Origin of the sequence: Legionella drancourtii LLAP12 (assembly GCF_000162755.2) — a bacterium.
Lineage (GTDB): Bacteria > Pseudomonadota > Gammaproteobacteria > Legionellales > Legionellaceae > Legionella > Legionella drancourtii.
Map to the genome: position 1 here is coordinate 3,807 of NZ_JH413834.1, position 17,630 is coordinate 21,436.

Below are 17,630 nucleotides of genomic sequence, written 5' to 3' on the forward strand. Positions count from 1 at the left end.
AGCGATGTGCTGGGAAACTAGCCCGCATCGTTCTTAGAGGGCTGCTCCTCAGTAATGGGGAGTGGCTACTCGACACATCGAATAAATGTTGAAAATAAGGCAATGTAATTATCGGCTATATGCCGGTAAGCTATGCCACCCTTCTTTCCATAGCGGATATGTTGTTCTGCAATCATATTATCATCATGTATTTCCTCAAGTGTTCCATCAACTGCAACGCGCTGGCCAGTACCCCATGCACGTAATAACGGAAACTCATTTAAACAATTGACCACTCTTGTAATCGCTTTGGTTAATGAGTTCAATGTAAAATGTTTTTTATTAATCCTTGATAAAGTACGTGGCTCAATTTCAAATCGTACATGCTTGGCTGTTTGAGTAGGGCCAAGGCCAGTGCCATAACAGAAATTGGTTAGAATATATTTTTCAATGGCATTCTCTAATTTCGCTTCTGTGCCAGTAATTGGACCAAATTCATATGCCCAGCCTGTGTGGTGATGACCATTTGTTAAAATATCCAGTAAGCTTCTTTCTGGCAAACGCTGACGAATTAAACTCTCAATTTTTTCAGCATGATCGCTCTTGGGTTTGGGTTCGTATTTTTTTAGAACAGGACGCCCCTCTTCATTAATCACAAAATCAGGGATATTAAAATAATTTTTATCGACATCTTGAGCTTTATCTGTCAATGTTTTTTTGAGGTTCCCCATCATATCTTCCGCATTATTCGCAATGCCAACTTCATCGCAAAATGCTTCTAAATGTTCCTGGCACTCCTCCCAAGGTAGCAGTTCGGCACGATAATCTGCATAGTTCCTGGCTCCTTTAACATACAAGTCACCCGAATTAAGTCCTTTGGATACATACTCAAAAACACAGCTTTCTAATGCCCGTCGATTGGCTTTAGTCTTGTCCACACTACTCATGATCTGTTTGTTCCAGAATGCTGTGGTAAATGATAAGTCAATATCTTCTGTAATGAATTCAGCGCGACGATTCTCATGTTTCAATAGGTATTGCATGGCAAGAATTAATTTGTCATCTTGGGTCGGACTGTTTAACTGCAACGCATTCAAAATTTTAAAGAGCAATGATCGTCGTTTCTGGATCATATCGGTTAGGTATATTCTATACTCATCCCCGTGACTGGCCAATATATCATCGCATTTATTGGTCAGCAGGGAGAATCCACCGTCGTCGTCAATTTTTTGATAAAATGCTTTTGCAAATTCATTGTGTTCTTTGATGGACTGTCCATCGTGCATAATATTTTTAAACAGTTCCACAATGGTGCATGTGTCCTCTTTGCTGTTGTTTAGCTTGGAGGCGAGTTCTGTTTTTGATTGTTTATGAGCAATGGCAATCAGTCTGCAAAACATAACTGCTAAGGCGTCCTTGGCATTGGCTTGAGAACGATATATTAATGAAGCGATTAAGGTGTATCGTTTTGCCTCACCGAATTCAATTAAGTCATCTGCTGTCAGTTGGTGAGCCTCTTCGGCAAATTGTTCAATCTTTACTTTTGCAATGCCATCCAGGCAGTGCATGACGTTTCCAAAGGACAATAGCCACTGAAAGTGATCTAAAAATTTCTGAAATTTTTTGATACTTGGGCGTTTCGGCTGGTTTTTTAATTGATTAAACAAGGTGCGCTGGGTTCCATCTTGTAGTTTTAACAAGTTACTAAATATTTCAGATTGATCTGAGGCTAGTATCCTTTCCATGGTTTCACGAAATATCTTATTGTTAACGCTATGGCGAGTATGGCGGACAATACGACTAAGCCTATAAAAACTGGGCAGTTCATAACTGGCTTGCACCAATTGTTCAATGACTGCGTTAATAATGTCTGGGATATTATTCATAGATTGGGAGGCAACATAGGCATATTGGATTGCCAGCTTCATACCCTGATGGACTTTTTTACCATCAACATCATCATACCCCCAGCGTTTAACATTAAGAAATTCACGGATTTTTTGTCTGTGTCGATAGATACTTTTATTATTGTCACTATAACCAGGGGTTAATCGATAGTGATATTTTAACGATTGGCGGATATGTACGCTTATTTCTGATGGTATTTTATCCATGTCAATAAAGTAGCCCAGTCGTTGAAATGCTTTAAGTTGAATAGCCAGATTAAATCGAGACTTGTCAGTTTTTGCAGCCAGTTTAATCATTTTGAGCTCATCATCGCGCAACGAATAGCTGCTGCTTAATTCAGTCGATTTTATTTTTCTTCTTTTTGGAAATCGGGGGTAAGCAGTTTTTTCAATCGATGACATATGGGTACTCCTAAACTGTGTCAAAAACAGGTGTTTTTGGGGCATGGTAAGTAAGTGTTGCATTTTGAGCTGAAAGGAACGAAAATTTGTTCCAAAACTAATGCCAAAATAATTTGTGCCAAAATACAGAGTTATTCTTATTTTTGGAACAAAAATTTCAATGTCATGGAGAGGGGATGAAATTTGGATATGCCCGTGTATCAAAAAATGAACAGAGTCTTGATATACAAATAAAAAAACTTTTGAATGCCGGTTGTGAAGAGATTTTTCAAGAAAAAATTTCTGGCGCTAAAGATGACAGGCCCCAGCTTGATGCTTTAATGAATAAATTAAGAAAGGGCGATACCTTTTGTGTTGTCAGATTGGATAGACTTGGTCGTAGAATGATGAAGTTAGTCGAATTAATTAATGAGTTTAAGACCAAAGGCATTGAATTTATTGCACTTGAAAATAATTTGGATACAACATCCCCTATAGGAATGCTGCTATTTAATATATGTGCTGCATTTTCAGAGATGGAACGAGAGCTTATCCGTGAACGAGTAAAAGCCGGGCTTGATTCGGCTAGACAAAAAGGCAGATCAGGAGGAAGGCCAAAAGCATTAACCATTGAAAAAGCCGAAACCGTAAAAGCTCTCCGTCAAGTAGGAAAAATGTCAGTAAAACAAATTTGTGAAACAATAGGGATTAGTCGATCTGTATTTTATCGCTGTATTAATGAATAGCTTATAAACTCTATATAGTATTTGTCGTTGCCTGCAGAAGTGCGCAATAAAATACAATGGAGTATAATTATCTAACAATCATTGTTTGTGAGTATCATATGCCTAAAGCAGAAAAATACATTTATAGACCAACTCATGATGGCGTAGGTAGCCTGGTGCTTGCAAAAAAAGCTGAGCCTAAAACAATGGAAGGCGATAGAATTCTTTATATTCATAAGCCACAGCATACAAACACTAAACCAGGAGTTCTAATACTAATGGATGGTATGCAAGAAAAGAATCCTGGAGAGGGACTTAAGTCTACCCCTGATATTTTAGATGAATTGTATAAAAAAAACCTAATACCTCCACAAGTTAGCGTATTTATTCCTGCACCGGAAACGTGGGAGGAAAGAGCCAAAGAATATGCCTGTAATGATGATTTTACACGATTTATAAATAATCAACTCATTCCTTTGCTTCAAAAATCAATCGATGAAGGAGGTCTGGAATGCAGCACGGACCGAGAGCTAACGACTATAGGTGGCACCAGCTTTGGTGGGCTTGCAGCAACACATGCAGCACTTATGCATCCTGAAACATTCGGTAATGTTCTTGCTCAATCTCCTGCTTTCTGGTGGTATAAAGGGTGGGAAGATAAATGTTCTTTCGATCCAAAATATGGGAGAGAAGCGGGTGCAGGGAATATGGAATGGCTTGGCAATCCGAAATATCCTAAATATTCAAAAGAAAACTCAATTAAATTTTATATTGAAGGCGGCGAGGCCGAGGGCTCTCCAAACGAATTTTTCCCTGTTGCCAAGGAATTAAATAAATTATTTCAGAAGAGACTGTCTGAAAATTATGGGCATACGGTTGAGAACCCTTCTATTGAGGGAGGAGATCATTCATACAGGTTTTGGCAGGATTATAAAGCGTTGGCATTGCAAACTTTACTACCTAAACCAACACCCCAGAGAGTAGTCGATCAAGAAAAAAAAACAGAAGAATCAACAACTCAACAGTTTCGAGATACACTACAGCAAATGAAAGACTTAGAGACAACTTCTAATGTAACTGATGAGATGGAAAATACAAGTTCCAGTACCCCTTTGAAAACGACACCTAAGCCGCCATGGGAAAAGTAATAATTTCCCCTCATTTTTTCTCAAGTTTTTACTTAAAATCTATTTCTATGAAAAAATGCTATAACCTATACACAGTGAGGGTTATAGCCCATTTTAAAAATGAAGTGACCCAATTGCACACGTATCCTGACTTCCCCCGCTTTGGAGTCTTTGGAAATGAAAAGTACTGGCACGTGTCCTGCTGGAATATTGGATTTCTTTTTGGCGTGTCATGGTCTCGGCAATAGAACGTGGTAGTGTGCCTTGAGCATTCCAAAGATCTACTTGAAAGGCAAGAGTATCCTGGCGCGTCTCACCTTCAACTACCCACTCTAGCGGAGTATTAGAAATCAACCCCCCATCCCAATAGAATTCCCCATCAATTTCAGTGGCGGCAAAACCTGGGGGTAGGGATGCGCTTGCTATGACATGCTCAGGACGAATGGTGTGCGTTGTATTATCAAAATAGATGAAATTGCCAGAGGTTACATTGACAGCTCCTACACTAAAGCGAATCGGTTCATTATTAATCCTGTCAAAGTCTACAAAACGTTCTAACGTGGTTTTAAGAGGGTTAAGATCATAAAAACTTGTAGCCTCAATGGTTCCATCGGGGTAAAAAAAAGGGGCGGGATTGCGAGGGATAAAGAAATTAGGCACCCCATTCATTAAACTTGACCAGGCACTCGTCTGATTGAACAGGTTACGCCCTAGGATATTGGTGGAAGTTATTGGAGCAAATACACTTGACCAATCGAGTAAAGGATTCGCACAGAGATGTTCCCAAAATAGTTTTAGCTGTGCGACCCGATTATTGATTGGGTTGCCTGCTATAATTGCGGCATTAATAGCACCGATTGAAATACCTGCTACCCAGTCAGGAAGGAGATCAACCTCGGCAAGAGCTTCATAGACTCCTGCTTGATAGGAACCTAAAGCGCCACCTCCTTGTAACACCAGAGCAATACACTCAAACGGTGGTCTTTTTATTGTGTTTGATAACTTGTTCAGCCGTGATGCTCTATGCCCGTTGCTTTTCAAAGAATGCCCCTATTATAATGTATCATTAGCTTGAAAAATCCATTGACGGATTTAGTGTACTTTATTAAATATTAAGATAGGCATTATTGATGAATTAGGCAACTTGCTCCTGACATTGAATGAATTATTCAATGGGTGGTGCGCTAAAAATCTATTATCTTTCAGTGTCGAACATAAATGATCTTTAATTGGAGTTCTTTTATAGAATCCAAATGCGTTCCTTGTCATTAAGAAATCAGAATTAGTTTTATGCGAATGATGCATGGGTCAATAGGATTACGTTGTAATCATTTCATCTCTCGAAGGAGAAAAAGACTCACATCATCCATGGTTTCATGCCCCTCTCTAAACGGTTTTTCTAATACTCTGATGAGACGACCGATATAGAGGAAAAAATAAGCAATAAAGCCAAAAAGTATAAATGATTCTGGAGATCCTTCAGTCTTTAAGAACAGAAGAAAGAAGGTGAGAAAGCCTATTAATGATTCAGCCAGAATATGTACAGAGGGAATAAATTGAGTTCTTTGAATTTGATATATTCGTAAAATTATCTTTCTCAATGCACCTTGTTCTGTTTTTAAACGAACAAGAAAGTTAGGTGCCATACCTAATTGTTCCATCTCTAAGAATGAAGATGCTAATTGATTGATAGCATTTAGGCATGGATCTAAATCGTGGTGATTTCCTTCATGATCTATTCCTTTAAAAAAGAGCTGAACTATTTTACTAATAGTGGCATGAATTTTTTTTAAATCAAACTCATTATTCTTCTGATGAAAAAGGGTTGCTTCTTCCAGTATGTTTTCAAGAGAGGCTCTGATTTCTGCTGGAAATTTTTCGGCTTCTTTAAAGTCTGCCAAAATTCCAGCAAGCAAAATACTGATAATAAAAATGGCACCGGCCATGGTGCTTGTAAAAAGAGGGCTAACGACAACAAATTCTAAACTGAAACGATGGATAAAAAATTTGGTGATAAGCAACAAAATCATAAGGGGTACAACCCAAAAGCAGATATGAAATTTTTTGAACCCGTTGCTTTTCTTTTGATGTTTATGGCGCATCATAACGTAACATCCCTTGCTGATTTTTGTAGTAGATTTTATAAGTATCCCTATCCCTAAATTCAACTATACATTGATTTAATAAGGATTCAATTTATTAATTGATTGCCTGTACTCGATTTAAAGAGGGATTTATCCTTTAAGATTTTGCTCAGAAGTTAAGTGTTCGTTGGAGCACATCGAGAAAAAAAAAGAGAGTAAAGGCAATTAATGCAAAACCAGAAAGAATAAATCCCATACGCCTCATTGTTTTTCCAGAATTCCCATTGGCGAGAAGTAACAATACAATCCCTATAGCGAAAATAACACCGCTTATAACAAGAATACTGTGATTCATTACGATGTCCATTATCGCTCTTTTTAATCAGTGGAATTGATTTAAGTATAGATGGGATTAGAATCAATCAAGGGGAACTCCATTAAAAGAGATAGTTATTCTATATTATTGGACATGTTTTTTAATGGAGTAATAGGTGTGGAGTTCATCCAAAATATTTCGTAGTGTATTAAAATGGGCTTGAGTCGCTTTTTGGTCATTGGCATCGCTGCTTTTATCCATCTGAGTTACCAATTGTTTAATAGAATCAATATTCTTTTGAAGCATCTTTAATTGTACTGATGATAAATGCTGACTTAAATTAGGTAGTGCGTTTACCAAATCAAGGATAGCAAAAACATGATAATGCACCTCACTTAACTGATTGTTTTCAATTGCTTTATAAAGGACTATAGTGTACTCATCAATCTCTTGAAATATTTCTGGAGCAGTCGTAGGAATAATCACTTGAGATGCAGGATGCTCACTTGCTATTGCCAGTGATATCAATAGAAAAAAAAGCAATGGGATTTTAACCCTTTTGGTGAATAATGAACTTAGGATAAAGCGTTTTATATTCATAGTTTGCTCCTTTTAATGAGAGTCATTTATCCTCTGTTAATGTCTTGGATGGTGAGGACGATAGCCTCCAAAGCTGCGTTTCTTCGGAGCGTCATTATTGGATTTAGTGCTTTCTGTAGACGATGAACAGGAGCATAAGAACACTAAAAGTGTTAAAAATACAAAAAATCTAATCATGTTACTATCCGTGTTAGTTTCAATAGATTAACTCTAATTTAAAAAGAATGGGAATGAAAGCGTTTATAATCATTAGTGCATGGGAATGGTATGAAAATATTTCTTATATAAAGAAAGATAAATATTACTGTTTACTAATTTTTTTAGTGATTTATTCACTCTGTTTATTAGTTTAATGGAGTTATTCTTAGCCATAATTCCATAGCCTGTTCCAATGAGCAATGGTTCTCCAATCCCTTTAAACGATTGCTGATTATTGGTTATCCAATAGTCTGCAGAAAAATCGTCCATTAAGACACCATCCACTTCGTTTTTATTTAATGCACTGATTAATAGTTCTGTCGTAGAGTATTCTGTAATGGATGTTCCTGGCAATTTTTGAGTAATCCAGTCTTTAAATATACTACCTTCTATAGCACCCACATTTTTTTTCGTTAAATCTCCCACTGTGGTGATTGAATTTTTATGGGTTGTCATAAAGCGTGCTTTACTTATTAAATAAGGCAGACTAAAAGAAAATTGTTGTTGCCTTTCATTGGTAATGATGATGGCAGCAATTGCCAGATCGATTGTTCCTTTGTTTAATTGAGTAAACAGTTGGTTAAAAGGCATGGGTTTAAATTGGCATTGAGTCTTCATTTCGGTACAAAGGCTAGTCATCAGCTCAATATCAAAACCAAAATAATGATCTTTATCCGCACGCATAGTAAACGGAGGATCGTAAGATACAATTCCAACAGTCAATGGCGTAGCTTCTATGAGAGTAGTATGTATCAGAAGAACGAAGCCTATAAAACGAATCAACATAGTAGAGTCACTTTTTAAATAACGTGTTAATTTTTATAATATTAGTTTTAACATGTACTCCTGAGTTTTAAAAATGATTTTAAAGAATAAAGGGCAGAGGTATATAATTGATATAATTAAGGGTAAACTCAATAGAGATTCGTTAATACAGACATTTATTGAAGGTAAGGGATGCTTTATTTTATCAGAGGGATAGTTACGGTTTTATTCATCTTTGTTTTCAACGAAGTGATGGCTGCTAATCTACTTACATTTAAAGACGCATTGAATCAAGCCTATCAAAACAATCCAGAATTGCAGGCAACAATTGACAAAGCACAGGCAATTCGTGGCTACTTTATTCAAAGCGGACTTTATCCTAACCCTCAAGTCACACTGACCGCAGAAAACTTTGGTGGCTCAGGTGCTTACAGCAGTTATGAAGCTGCAGAAACGACTTTTTCTATAACGCAACCCATTCCTTTAGGCCATCGGTTACAGTACCTGCAAAAAGCGACTTATGCGGATTATCTAGCCTCCCTTGCCAGTATTAATGTGCAAAAAGCAGTGCTCTATGTTGCTGTGGGTGTGGCTTATGTGGATGCATTGTATGCCTCTCAATGGCATCTCGTCACCAAGAAATTAATAAAATTAAACCAAGACATAGTTTCTGCAATAGATCGCCGTGTAAAAGCGGGAGCTGGAGCGGAATTAGATTTACGATTAGCCCAGGTGCGATTGGGTGAAGCGCGTATTCAAGAGAATAAAGCAGGACGTGAGGCCTTGTTACAGCGCGCAAAACTGGCGCGGTTATTAGGAACTAGTTTCCGTATTGATAATGTATTGGTGGATAGAGGATTGCCAGGTACGTTGTGGGACTGGCCGCAATTATTAAAGAAAATAGCGGGAAGTCCGCAATTACTTCAAATGAAACTTCTGCTGCAAGCCAAACGTGCCACCATTACTGCGGTAAAAAAATCGGTTTGGCCTGATTTAAACATCCAATTGGGTGGCCGTCATTTTTCAGATGATGGCAGTAATGCTGCTGTTGCCTCAGCTTATGCCCAAGTTCCTGTATACGAGCGAAACCAAGGAAAAATTGTCACGGCTGAAGCACAATACACTCAAACTGCTCATGAATATCGAGGAACCCAATTGGAATTGCGCCAAAATCTCTACGCGTTCTTTTTACAGGCACAGCAAAACAATTATGAAGCACAATTGGTTACTAAATCGTTGTTACCCTTAGCACGTAAATCCATAAACCTTGCTCAAGAAGGGTATCAAATGGGGCGTTACACCTACATTGAATTATCCGTAGCTTTAAATGCGTTATACGAGGAAGAGCGACATTATCAACAAGCTCATGCCGATTATCATAAATCATTAATTCAGATCACAGGACTTTTGGGGCTGGATAATCCCAAGGAGAGCAAATGAACTTTTTAAAACCCTTCATTATTATAGTCAGTGTTTTGTGCGTTTTTCATGTATGGGCGGGAGAAAATTCAACCCCTGCGGAAGAAAATGAACATCAAGAAAGTATAGAAAAAGGACCACAGGGAGGTCGGTTATTTAAAAAGGACTCATTGGCGATGGAGCTTTTAATTTTTGAACGGGGTATGCCTCCTCATTTTCGTGCCTATTTATATGAAAATGGAGAAGTACTATCCCCTGATAAAGCGCGATTAACTGTAGCATTAACACGCTTCTCTGGAAAAAAGGAAGCCATTAATTTCACTCCGGTTGATGGTTTTTTACAAAGCAATGAAGTGATTCGTGAACCCCATTCATTTGAAGTAGGGATTAACTTAAACATCAACGGGCAAAATATAACCTGGCATTATGAGACTGCGGAAGGGCGCGTTAAAATTCCTCAGACCGTGCTAAAAGCCGCAGACATCCAAACAGTGGTCGCACAAAGCCAAACCATTAAAACTCAATTAAAGGTAGTAGGAAAAATTGTTCCCAATCGCGATACCCTTACCCCTATTTATGCCCGTTATTCAGGTATTATTAAAGCCATCAATAAAAATTTGGGGGATGAGGTGACCAAAGGCGAGGTGTTAGTCACGATTGAAAGTAACGAGAGCTTACAAAATTACACTATAACCGCACCGATGACGGGTACGATTGTGCAAAAGTATGCGACCAATGGTGAGTTGGCACAAAGTACAAAGCCCATTTTTGAAGTGGCTAATCTTGCTAATGTATGGGCAGATTTTACCTTATATCGCAAAGAAGCACCTTTGATAAAGTCAGGTATGGAAGTCACCGTAACAGGTGATGAAGGTAAGCCCCAATCCACGAGCATCATTTCTTACATTGCCCCCTTAGGGATTGAAGACAGTCAGACCACTTTAGCTCGAGCAATAATCCCCAATGAGGCTCGTGCGTGGTTACCTGGTATGTATGTGAATGCAGCCATCACCATTAAAGAAAAAGAAGTGCCTGTTGCGGTGCTTCTTTCTGCCATTCAACGTCTAAATGATCGCGAGGTAGTATTTGTGCAACAAGGCGATTATTTTGAGGCGACTCCTGTGACTATAGGGCAAAAAGATGAAGAGTGGGCGGAGGTAGTGTCAGGTCTTGATAAAGACCAACGCTATGTGAGTAAAAACAGTTTCTTTATGAAAGCTGAATTAGGTAAAGATGGCGCAAGCCATGAGCACTAAGGATCAATAATGCTTGAGAAAATTATTCGGTTTTCCTTAAAACACCGTTGGTTTGTGTTGTTGTTTACTGGTGCTATTGCTGGTCTTGGGGTTTATAACTTTCAACGCCTTCCAATAGATGCCGTGCCTGATATTACGAACGTGCAAGTACAGATTAATACCCAGGCTTCGGGGTACTCCCCATTTGAGGTGGAGCAACGCATTACCTTCCCAATGGAATTGGCGATGAGTGGTTTGCCAAGTCTTAGTTACACCCGCTCTTTATCACGTTATGGATTATCTCAGGTGACGGTGGTCTTTAAAGATGGTACCAATATTTATTTTGCACGGCAGCTCATTAATGAACGCTTGCAAGAAGTGAAAAATAAGCTACCCCCTGAGGTGGAAACAACTCTTGGACCCATTTCTACCGGTCTTGGTGAGATTTTTATGTACACCGTGACCAATCAGGCGAACGTGCCTATCAGCCAACGGTACAATCCTACAGAGCTGCGTACCATTCAAGATTGGATTATTAAACCGCAATTACGTAATGTTGAAGGCGTTGCAGAGGTTAATACGATTGGAGGTTATGAAAAGCAATTTCATATCACGCCCGACCCCATGAAATTGGTGCGCTATCGGTTGAGTTTAAATGATGTCGTTGAGGCTTTGGAACGCAATAATGCTAATGTAGGTGCGGGCTATATTGAAACTAATGGCGAGCAAAATTTAATTCGTGTTCCAGGTCAAGTAAAAGATAGTGCAGATATAGAGAACATTGTTATTGCAAGTTTTGAAGGAACTCCTGTTCGTATACGCGATGTAGCTGAGGTGGCTATAGGAAAAGAATTACGTACTGGTGCTGCGACTGAGAATGGTAAGGAAGTCGTTTTAGGGACGGTATTTATGTTGATGGGTGAGAACAGCAGAACCGTATCTGAGCGTGTGGCTGCAAAAATGAAGGAAATTAATAAATCACTTCCGTCCGGGGTTGAGGCCGTGACAGTCTACAACAGAACCTTATTAGTAAATGCAACGATTAATACAGTCAAGAAAAATTTACTGGAAGGGGCGTTATTAGTCTGTGTGATTCTGTTTCTCTTTTTAGGTAACGTTCGCGCGGCTTTAATTACTGCCATGGTTATTCCCTTATCAATGTTACTAACTATTACAGGGATGGTTGAGAATAAAATCAGTGCCAATTTAATGAGCTTAGGAGCGCTGGATTTTGGTTTGATAGTGGATGGTGCGGTGATTATCGTTGAAAATTGCATCAAACATTTAGGAGAGCAACAGCATGCTTTGAAGCGCATTTTAAATCTTGAAGAGCGCTTAAAAGTCATCTCCTATGCCACAACAGAAGTCATTAGACCAAGCATCTTCGGCGTGTTCATTATTACCGTGGTTTATTTGCCCATTTTAACCTTAACCGGAGTTGAGGGTAAAATGTTTCTGCCTATGGCAGAAACGGTCATCATTGCCCTGTTAGCTTCCATGCTCTTTGCCTTAACCTTTGTGCCTGCAGCAGTTGCTATCTTTTTAAATGGTCGGGTCCAAGAAAAAGAAAATTGGTTAGTGCATCATCTGAGTCTAGGATATGCCGTCGTATTAAGACGGTGTTTTCATGCCCGAAAAGTGGTCTTGGGTGCCGCATTATGTTTAGTAGCAGTAAGCCTTTTCCTGGCTTTTCGTTTAGGCGGAGAATTTATACCCAGCCTTGATGAGGGAGACATCGCCATGCATGCGATGCGTATTCCTGGAACCAGTTTAACCCAAGCCCTTACCATGCAAGATTTAGTAGAAAAACGGGTAAAAGAGTTCCCTGAAGTAAGCACTGTGTTTGGAAAATTAGGTACTGCAGAAGTCGCTACTGATCCCATGCCGCCTAACGTGGCAGATACCTTTATTATGCTAAAGCCACGTAAAGATTGGCCTAATCCTAAAAAAACTAAACAGGAATTAGTTCAAGAAATTGAACAGGCAGTTCAGCAAGTTCCAGGGAACAATTATGAATTCACCCAGCCCATTCAAATGCGTTTTAATGAGTTGATTTCAGGAGTTCGCAGTGATGTGGCTGTGAAAGTATTTGGTGATGATATGGATGTTTTGTTAAAAATTGCTGAATCTATAAGCGCCCAATTAAAAAAGGTTCCAGGGGCTGCGGATGTAAAAGTCGAACAGGTGAGCGGGTTACCTCTTTTAACCGTTAAGATTAATCGTGAGGCTTTAGCACGTTATGGACTACAAATCAGTAGCGTACAAGATGCCATTGTCATTGCGACAGGCGGTAAGAAGGGAGGGGAGTTGTTTGAAGGGGACAAGCGTTTTGATTTGATCGTCCGTCTGCCAGAATCCATGCGCTCAGATCCTAATGTATTGCGCCAAATATTTATTCCTCTGCCGCCCTCAAAAGATGGAGAGCGTCATTTTATACCTCTAAATGAAGTCGCCTCTTTTGTTCGAAGTGAAAGTCCGAATCAAATCAGTCGTGAAAGTGGTAAGCGCCGTGTTGTGGTCAGTTCCAATGTACGAAATCGTGACTTAAGTTCTTTTGTGAATGAAGCAAAACAACGAATTGAACAAAATGTCAAGATCCCTAGCGGTTATTGGATTACCTGGGGAGGTCAGTTTGAACAATTGCAATCCGCCACGCAACGCTTACAAATTGTAGTGCCGATTACTTTAATCGGGATTTTCTTACTCCTTTTTATGAGTTTTGGGAGCGTTAAAAATGCCTTATTAGTATTCTCAGGAATACCTTTGGCCTTAACAGGTGGGATTATTGCTTTATGGTTACGCGATATTCCTTTATCCATTTCAGCAGGTGTAGGATTTATTGCTTTATCGGGTGTTGCGGTACTCAATGGCTTGGTTATGATTACCTTTATTAATAAATTGCGGGAACAAAAAAAGTTTTATTTAAAAGATGCAGTATTGCAAGGCTCACTAGCACGACTTCGCCCAGTATTGATGACCGCGTTAGTGGCCTCCTTGGGTTTTGTGCCCATGGCACTTGCAACAGGCACCGGTTCTGAGGTGCAACGCCCTTTGGCAACAGTAGTTATTGGCGGGATTATTTCATCCACTTTCCTGACCCTGTTGGTTTTACCAGGGCTATATTACATTTTTCATGACCGCCGTAAAAAAGGGCAACTCAGTCCACAAAAAAAGTCAGAGTGAATTTGACAAAGCACGGTATTTAGCTATAGTAATAGTTAAATACTTGTTTAACTGTTTAAGTCATTATGCTAACACACGATCAAATGATAACGCTAAGCGATATTTTACATTTAATGGGTGAACCTAATCGCTTAAGACTTTTGGTGACTTGTTTGGAAGGTGCTAAGTCTGTTTCTGAACTGGCACAACAATTACAATTATCGGTACCACTAACCAGTCATCATTTGAGTTTACTTCGTTCGGCTCGACTGCTCGTTGCTAACCGAGAAGGCAAACACATTTATTACAGTATTTATGATGCGCATGTACGCTGTATTTTAGATGACATGCTAAAGCACTTTACCGAAGAGACGGACAGTTAATAGGATTTTCTAATGGAACACGTCTTTGAGAGCAAGATGTTGAATATCTTAATTGGTAGAACAAGGCCTATTTGGAGTGTTAACTATGACCGCACCTTTAACATTAACGACCTTTTTTGTTGCAGGCCTTGATTGTCCTTCTGAGGAACAATTAATCAGAAAGCAATTACAAACCATACCTGAAATAAAACAATTAGATTTTAATTTCATCGCGGAAGAAGTAACCGTACACCATTGTTTACCCACTATTGAGCCCATCCAGCAAAAAATTGAAAGCCTGGGTATGAGCGTTCGTTCTAAAAGTAGCAATGTGTCAGACCAAAAGGGCAAGCGTTTTGGTATTGATGCGTCTTGGGGTGCCATTGGAATTGCTGGATTATTTGCACTTTTTTCAGAATTAGCTGCGTATTATTTTGCATCAGAACAATCCATTTGGGTCATTGTTCCTGCCTTATTAGCTATAGCGTTAAGTGGTCCTGCAACCATTAAAAAAGGGTGGATTGCTTTACGCACGAAAGCGATGAACATTAACAGCTTAATGTTAATTGCCATAACGGGTGCTGCCTTTATTGGTGCCTGGCCAGAAGCTGCAATGGTGACCGTTTTATTTGCACTTGCTGAGCGTATTGAGCGTTATTCCTTAGATAAGGCACGTCAGGCGATTCGAAGTTTAATGGAAATTGCCCCAGAGGTCGCTCTGGTTAAAGGGGACAATGGTCAATGGCACACACTACTTGTTACAGAAGTACAACCTGGTGCCGTATTTAGAGTGAAACCCGGTGAGCGTATTCCTCTCGATGGTCATTTGATTTCAGGTCAAAGTACGGTGAATCAAGCGCCTATTACTGGAGAATCAATGCCGGTGAGTAAACGAGTAGGGGATAGTGTTTTTGCCGGAACACTCAATGAACATGGTTCGTTTGAGGTTAAAGTGAGTAATGCTTCAGGGGATACCCTACTTGCAAAAATTGGCAAAGCAATTGAACAAGCACAAAGTGAGCGTGCGCCAACTCAGCGATTTGTCGATCAATTTGCGAGATACTATACCCCAATAATGGTCCTCATTGCCGTTCTAATCGCCCTCATCCCACCCTTGGTATTTGGCTATCCCTTTTATGATTGGATCTATAAAGCATTAACCTTACTGGTCATTGCGTGTCCTTGTGCTTTAGTTATCTCGACACCTGTTACAGTGGTAAGTGGTTTAGCCGCTGCAGCAAAGAGCGGGATACTCATTAAAGGGGGAAGTTATTTAGAAAATGGATATCGCTTAAAATTAATTGCCCTGGATAAAACAGGCACATTAACTGAAGGAAAACCGGTAGTTACCGATTTTATTGCTTATGATAAAAACCATACAAAGAACGAGTTGTTATTATTGGCGGCAAGTCTTGACTCTCACTCCGAACATCCCGTAGCACACGCATTGGTGGCCTATTGGCATCAAGAGCAACCTGATGGAGAGATGCTCTTTATCGATCAATTTAGCGCATTGCCCGGACGTGGTGTTAAAGGCCTGGTTGACCAAGAACTTTATTATGTGGGTAATCATCAACTAGCAGAGGATAATGAGGTATGTAGTTTGGGAGTTGAACAAGCGCTCGAACGATTGGAAGAAGAAGGGAAAACAACCGTGATCTTAAGCAATAAGACGCAGGTTTTAGCGATTTTTGCCGTAGCAGATACACTTCGTCCCACCAGTAAAAAGGCTATTGAAGCCTTGCATCAACAAGGCATAAAAACTGCGATGCTCACCGGAGATAATGCCATTACCGCTCGTGCTATTGCAACGCTTGTAGGAATTGATGAAGTACAAGCGAATGTATTACCTACAGACAAAATGAAGGCTATTGGTCTTCTTCTGAAGGAATATAAAGCAGTAGGGATGGTCGGTGATGGAATTAATGATGCCCCAGCCTTGGCTGCAGCTACTGTAAGTTTTGCTATGGGAAAAGGCACTGATACTGCTTTAGAAACAGCCGATGTCGCTTTAATGAATGATAATCTGGCGATGCTGCCTTTATACATTCACTTAAGTCGTAAAACGTCTCGTATTCTACAGCAAAACATCAGCCTATCCCTGATTATTAAATTGGTGTTCTTTATTTTAGCTCTTAGTGGATTAGCTACCCTGTGGATGGCTGTATTTGCTGATATGGGTGCTAGTTTAATTGTGGTGGCAAATGGTTTACGATTGCTGAATTCTCATAAAAGCTATATGAAAAAGAGTCATTTAGCCGAAAGTGACACGTTAATTAAGTAATTAAAGGGCGTAAATAGTACGCTTGTTACATGAGTCAGGAGGTCGTTATGTTGCAGTATAAAGGCTACATTGGACATGCGGTATTTGACGATCTCAATGAATTGTTTTTTGGAGAAATAATTAATACGCAGACGGTAATTACTTTTCAGGCAACCATGTCTCATCAGTTAAAAAATGCGTTCATGGAAGCGATTGATAATTATCTAAAAAGTTGTGAGAAACAATTGAAAGAGCCTGAATTACCTTTATCAGGCCAATTGGCACTCACTGTTTCGCCCGAACTTCATCGGGATGTATTCATGGCTGCAAAAAACTCAGGAGTGAGTTTGAATGTTTGGATTTGTAGTGCTTTAAGGCATGCCGTGTGTAGACATTAAAAATAAGAAAGAAGGGTCGTGTTAACAAAAGAGATTATGTATTGAGAGGTGATATATGAATGGGTCATTGCATTTTTTAGTAACCGAACCCTCTCTTGGCGCACGTATTATTATACGCGCTCAAATAACTCAATTGGGGCATTGTGTCGATATGGCTTTGGATGTTGAATCCACCTTAGTTTTGGTGGAATTAAAAACCTATCATGTCATTTTGATTGATGCTGAGCTTAATAAAGAAGGTGATTGTTTTGAACTGATTGATCTTATCCGGGAACAATCAATCTTTAATAAACTGACCCCCATTATATTATTGAGTACATCACTTCATAAAATTTTAAAAAACAGTCGTTACCCTTGCTTTGCAAAGCCTATGAACATTAACGACGTCACTAAGATAATTAATTATTTGGAGGAATTTAATAAAAATAAATGATGTAGTGTTGGGGTTGGGACATATTATCCTCAAATAGAATAGGAATACATACTAATATTCAGTATGTTATGCTTAATAAGTATCGATTCAAAAGGAAATAAAAAATGACTATGGGATTTAAAAAAATTATTGTTTTGATAGGGGTATTCTTATTAGGTTGCAGTTTAATGTCCTGTGCAAAAAAAAATCCTGATCCAGCTCATCCTGAGGAAGGATATCAAGGAGGGTTTGGTGGTGATGGTGGACATATGCATGAACCTAAAGAATAGCTCAGGT

General features: G+C 39.3%; 16 protein-coding genes. 10 read left to right on the plus strand and 6 right to left on the minus strand.

The window, feature by feature from the left end; all coding sequences use genetic code 11:
* Positions 1–65 precede the first annotated feature (65 nt).
* Positions 66–2,288: a Tn3 family transposase gene (locus LDG_RS12200; protein WP_040535709.1), complete on the minus strand. Its 2,223-nt coding sequence runs from the start codon at positions 2,286–2,288 to the stop codon at positions 66–68.
* Between the two features lie 176 nt (positions 2,289–2,464).
* Between LDG_RS12200 and LDG_RS12205 the strand changes: the two genes are divergently transcribed.
* Positions 2,465–3,013: a recombinase family protein gene (locus LDG_RS12205; protein WP_006871686.1), complete on the plus strand. Its 549-nt coding sequence runs from the start codon at positions 2,465–2,467 to the stop codon at positions 3,011–3,013.
* 98 nt (positions 3,014–3,111) lie between these two features.
* The gene (locus tag LDG_RS12210; protein ID WP_040535712.1) at positions 3,112–4,140 is read left to right on the plus strand and encodes an alpha/beta hydrolase; all 1,029 of its coding nucleotides are present in this window, start codon (positions 3,112–3,114) and stop codon (positions 4,138–4,140) included.
* 93 nt (positions 4,141–4,233) lie between these two features.
* On the opposite strand, the gene LDG_RS12215 is transcribed toward LDG_RS12210, so the two are convergent.
* From LDG_RS12215 to LDG_RS12235, 5 genes are all read right to left on the minus strand, one after another.
* Positions 4,234–5,160 (minus strand): patatin-like phospholipase family protein, encoded by a 927-nt coding sequence (locus LDG_RS12215; RefSeq protein WP_006871688.1) that lies wholly within the window; start codon positions 5,158–5,160, stop codon positions 4,234–4,236.
* A gap of 287 nt (positions 5,161–5,447) precedes the next feature.
* Entirely contained in the window at positions 5,448–6,224 is a 777-nt protein-coding gene (locus LDG_RS12220; protein WP_040535726.1) for a hypothetical protein, read from the minus strand.
* A gap of 148 nt (positions 6,225–6,372) precedes the next feature.
* The gene (locus LDG_RS12225) at positions 6,373–6,558 is read right to left on the minus strand and encodes a hypothetical protein (protein ID WP_148263577.1); all 186 of its coding nucleotides are present in this window, start codon (positions 6,556–6,558) and stop codon (positions 6,373–6,375) included.
* A gap of 105 nt (positions 6,559–6,663) precedes the next feature.
* A complete protein-coding gene (locus LDG_RS12230) occupies positions 6,664–7,119 on the minus strand; it encodes a hypothetical protein (RefSeq protein ID WP_006871692.1) in 456 nt (151 codons plus the stop codon).
* Positions 7,120–7,368: 249 nt separating this feature from the next.
* Positions 7,369–8,040 carry a transporter substrate-binding domain-containing protein gene (locus tag LDG_RS12235; protein ID WP_233491528.1) on the minus strand — a complete coding sequence of 224 codons (672 nt, stop codon included), beginning with the start codon at positions 8,038–8,040 and terminating at the stop codon, positions 7,369–7,371.
* A 294-nt stretch (positions 8,041–8,334) separates the two neighbouring features.
* Here LDG_RS12235 and LDG_RS12240 point away from each other — a divergent pair, with 294 nt between their 5' ends.
* The 8 genes from LDG_RS12240 (at position 8,335) to LDG_RS19915 (ending at position 17,623) form a co-directional block, all read left to right on the plus strand.
* On the plus strand, positions 8,335–9,522 hold the full coding sequence (locus LDG_RS12240; RefSeq protein ID WP_006871695.1) for a TolC family protein: 1,188 nt from the start codon (positions 8,335–8,337) through the stop codon (positions 9,520–9,522).
* Positions 9,519–10,757 carry an efflux RND transporter periplasmic adaptor subunit gene (locus LDG_RS12245; protein WP_006871696.1) on the plus strand — a complete coding sequence of 413 codons (1,239 nt, stop codon included), beginning with the start codon at positions 9,519–9,521 and terminating at the stop codon, positions 10,755–10,757. The genes LDG_RS12240 and LDG_RS12245 overlap by 4 nt, the downstream gene beginning before the upstream one ends.
* A gap of 9 nt (positions 10,758–10,766) precedes the next feature.
* A complete protein-coding gene (locus LDG_RS12250) occupies positions 10,767–13,919 on the plus strand; it encodes an efflux RND transporter permease subunit (protein WP_006871697.1) in 3,153 nt (1,050 codons plus the stop codon).
* 65 nt (positions 13,920–13,984) lie between these two features.
* A complete protein-coding gene (locus tag LDG_RS12255; protein WP_028383794.1) occupies positions 13,985–14,281 on the plus strand; it encodes an ArsR/SmtB family transcription factor in 297 nt (98 codons plus the stop codon).
* Positions 14,282–14,366: 85 nt separating this feature from the next.
* Entirely contained in the window at positions 14,367–16,544 is a 2,178-nt protein-coding gene (locus tag LDG_RS12260; RefSeq protein ID WP_006871699.1) for a heavy metal translocating P-type ATPase, read from the plus strand.
* 47 nt (positions 16,545–16,591) lie between these two features.
* Positions 16,592–16,921 carry a type II toxin-antitoxin system HicB family antitoxin gene (locus tag LDG_RS12265; RefSeq protein ID WP_006871700.1) on the plus strand — a complete coding sequence of 110 codons (330 nt, stop codon included), beginning with the start codon at positions 16,592–16,594 and terminating at the stop codon, positions 16,919–16,921.
* 55 nt (positions 16,922–16,976) lie between these two features.
* Positions 16,977–17,354: a response regulator gene (locus LDG_RS12270; RefSeq protein ID WP_006871701.1), complete on the plus strand. Its 378-nt coding sequence runs from the start codon at positions 16,977–16,979 to the stop codon at positions 17,352–17,354.
* Between the two features lie 104 nt (positions 17,355–17,458).
* Positions 17,459–17,623, plus strand: a complete 165-nt coding sequence (locus LDG_RS19915; protein ID WP_006871702.1) for a hypothetical protein — start codon at positions 17,459–17,461, stop codon at positions 17,621–17,623.
* Positions 17,624–17,630 lie beyond the last annotated feature (7 nt).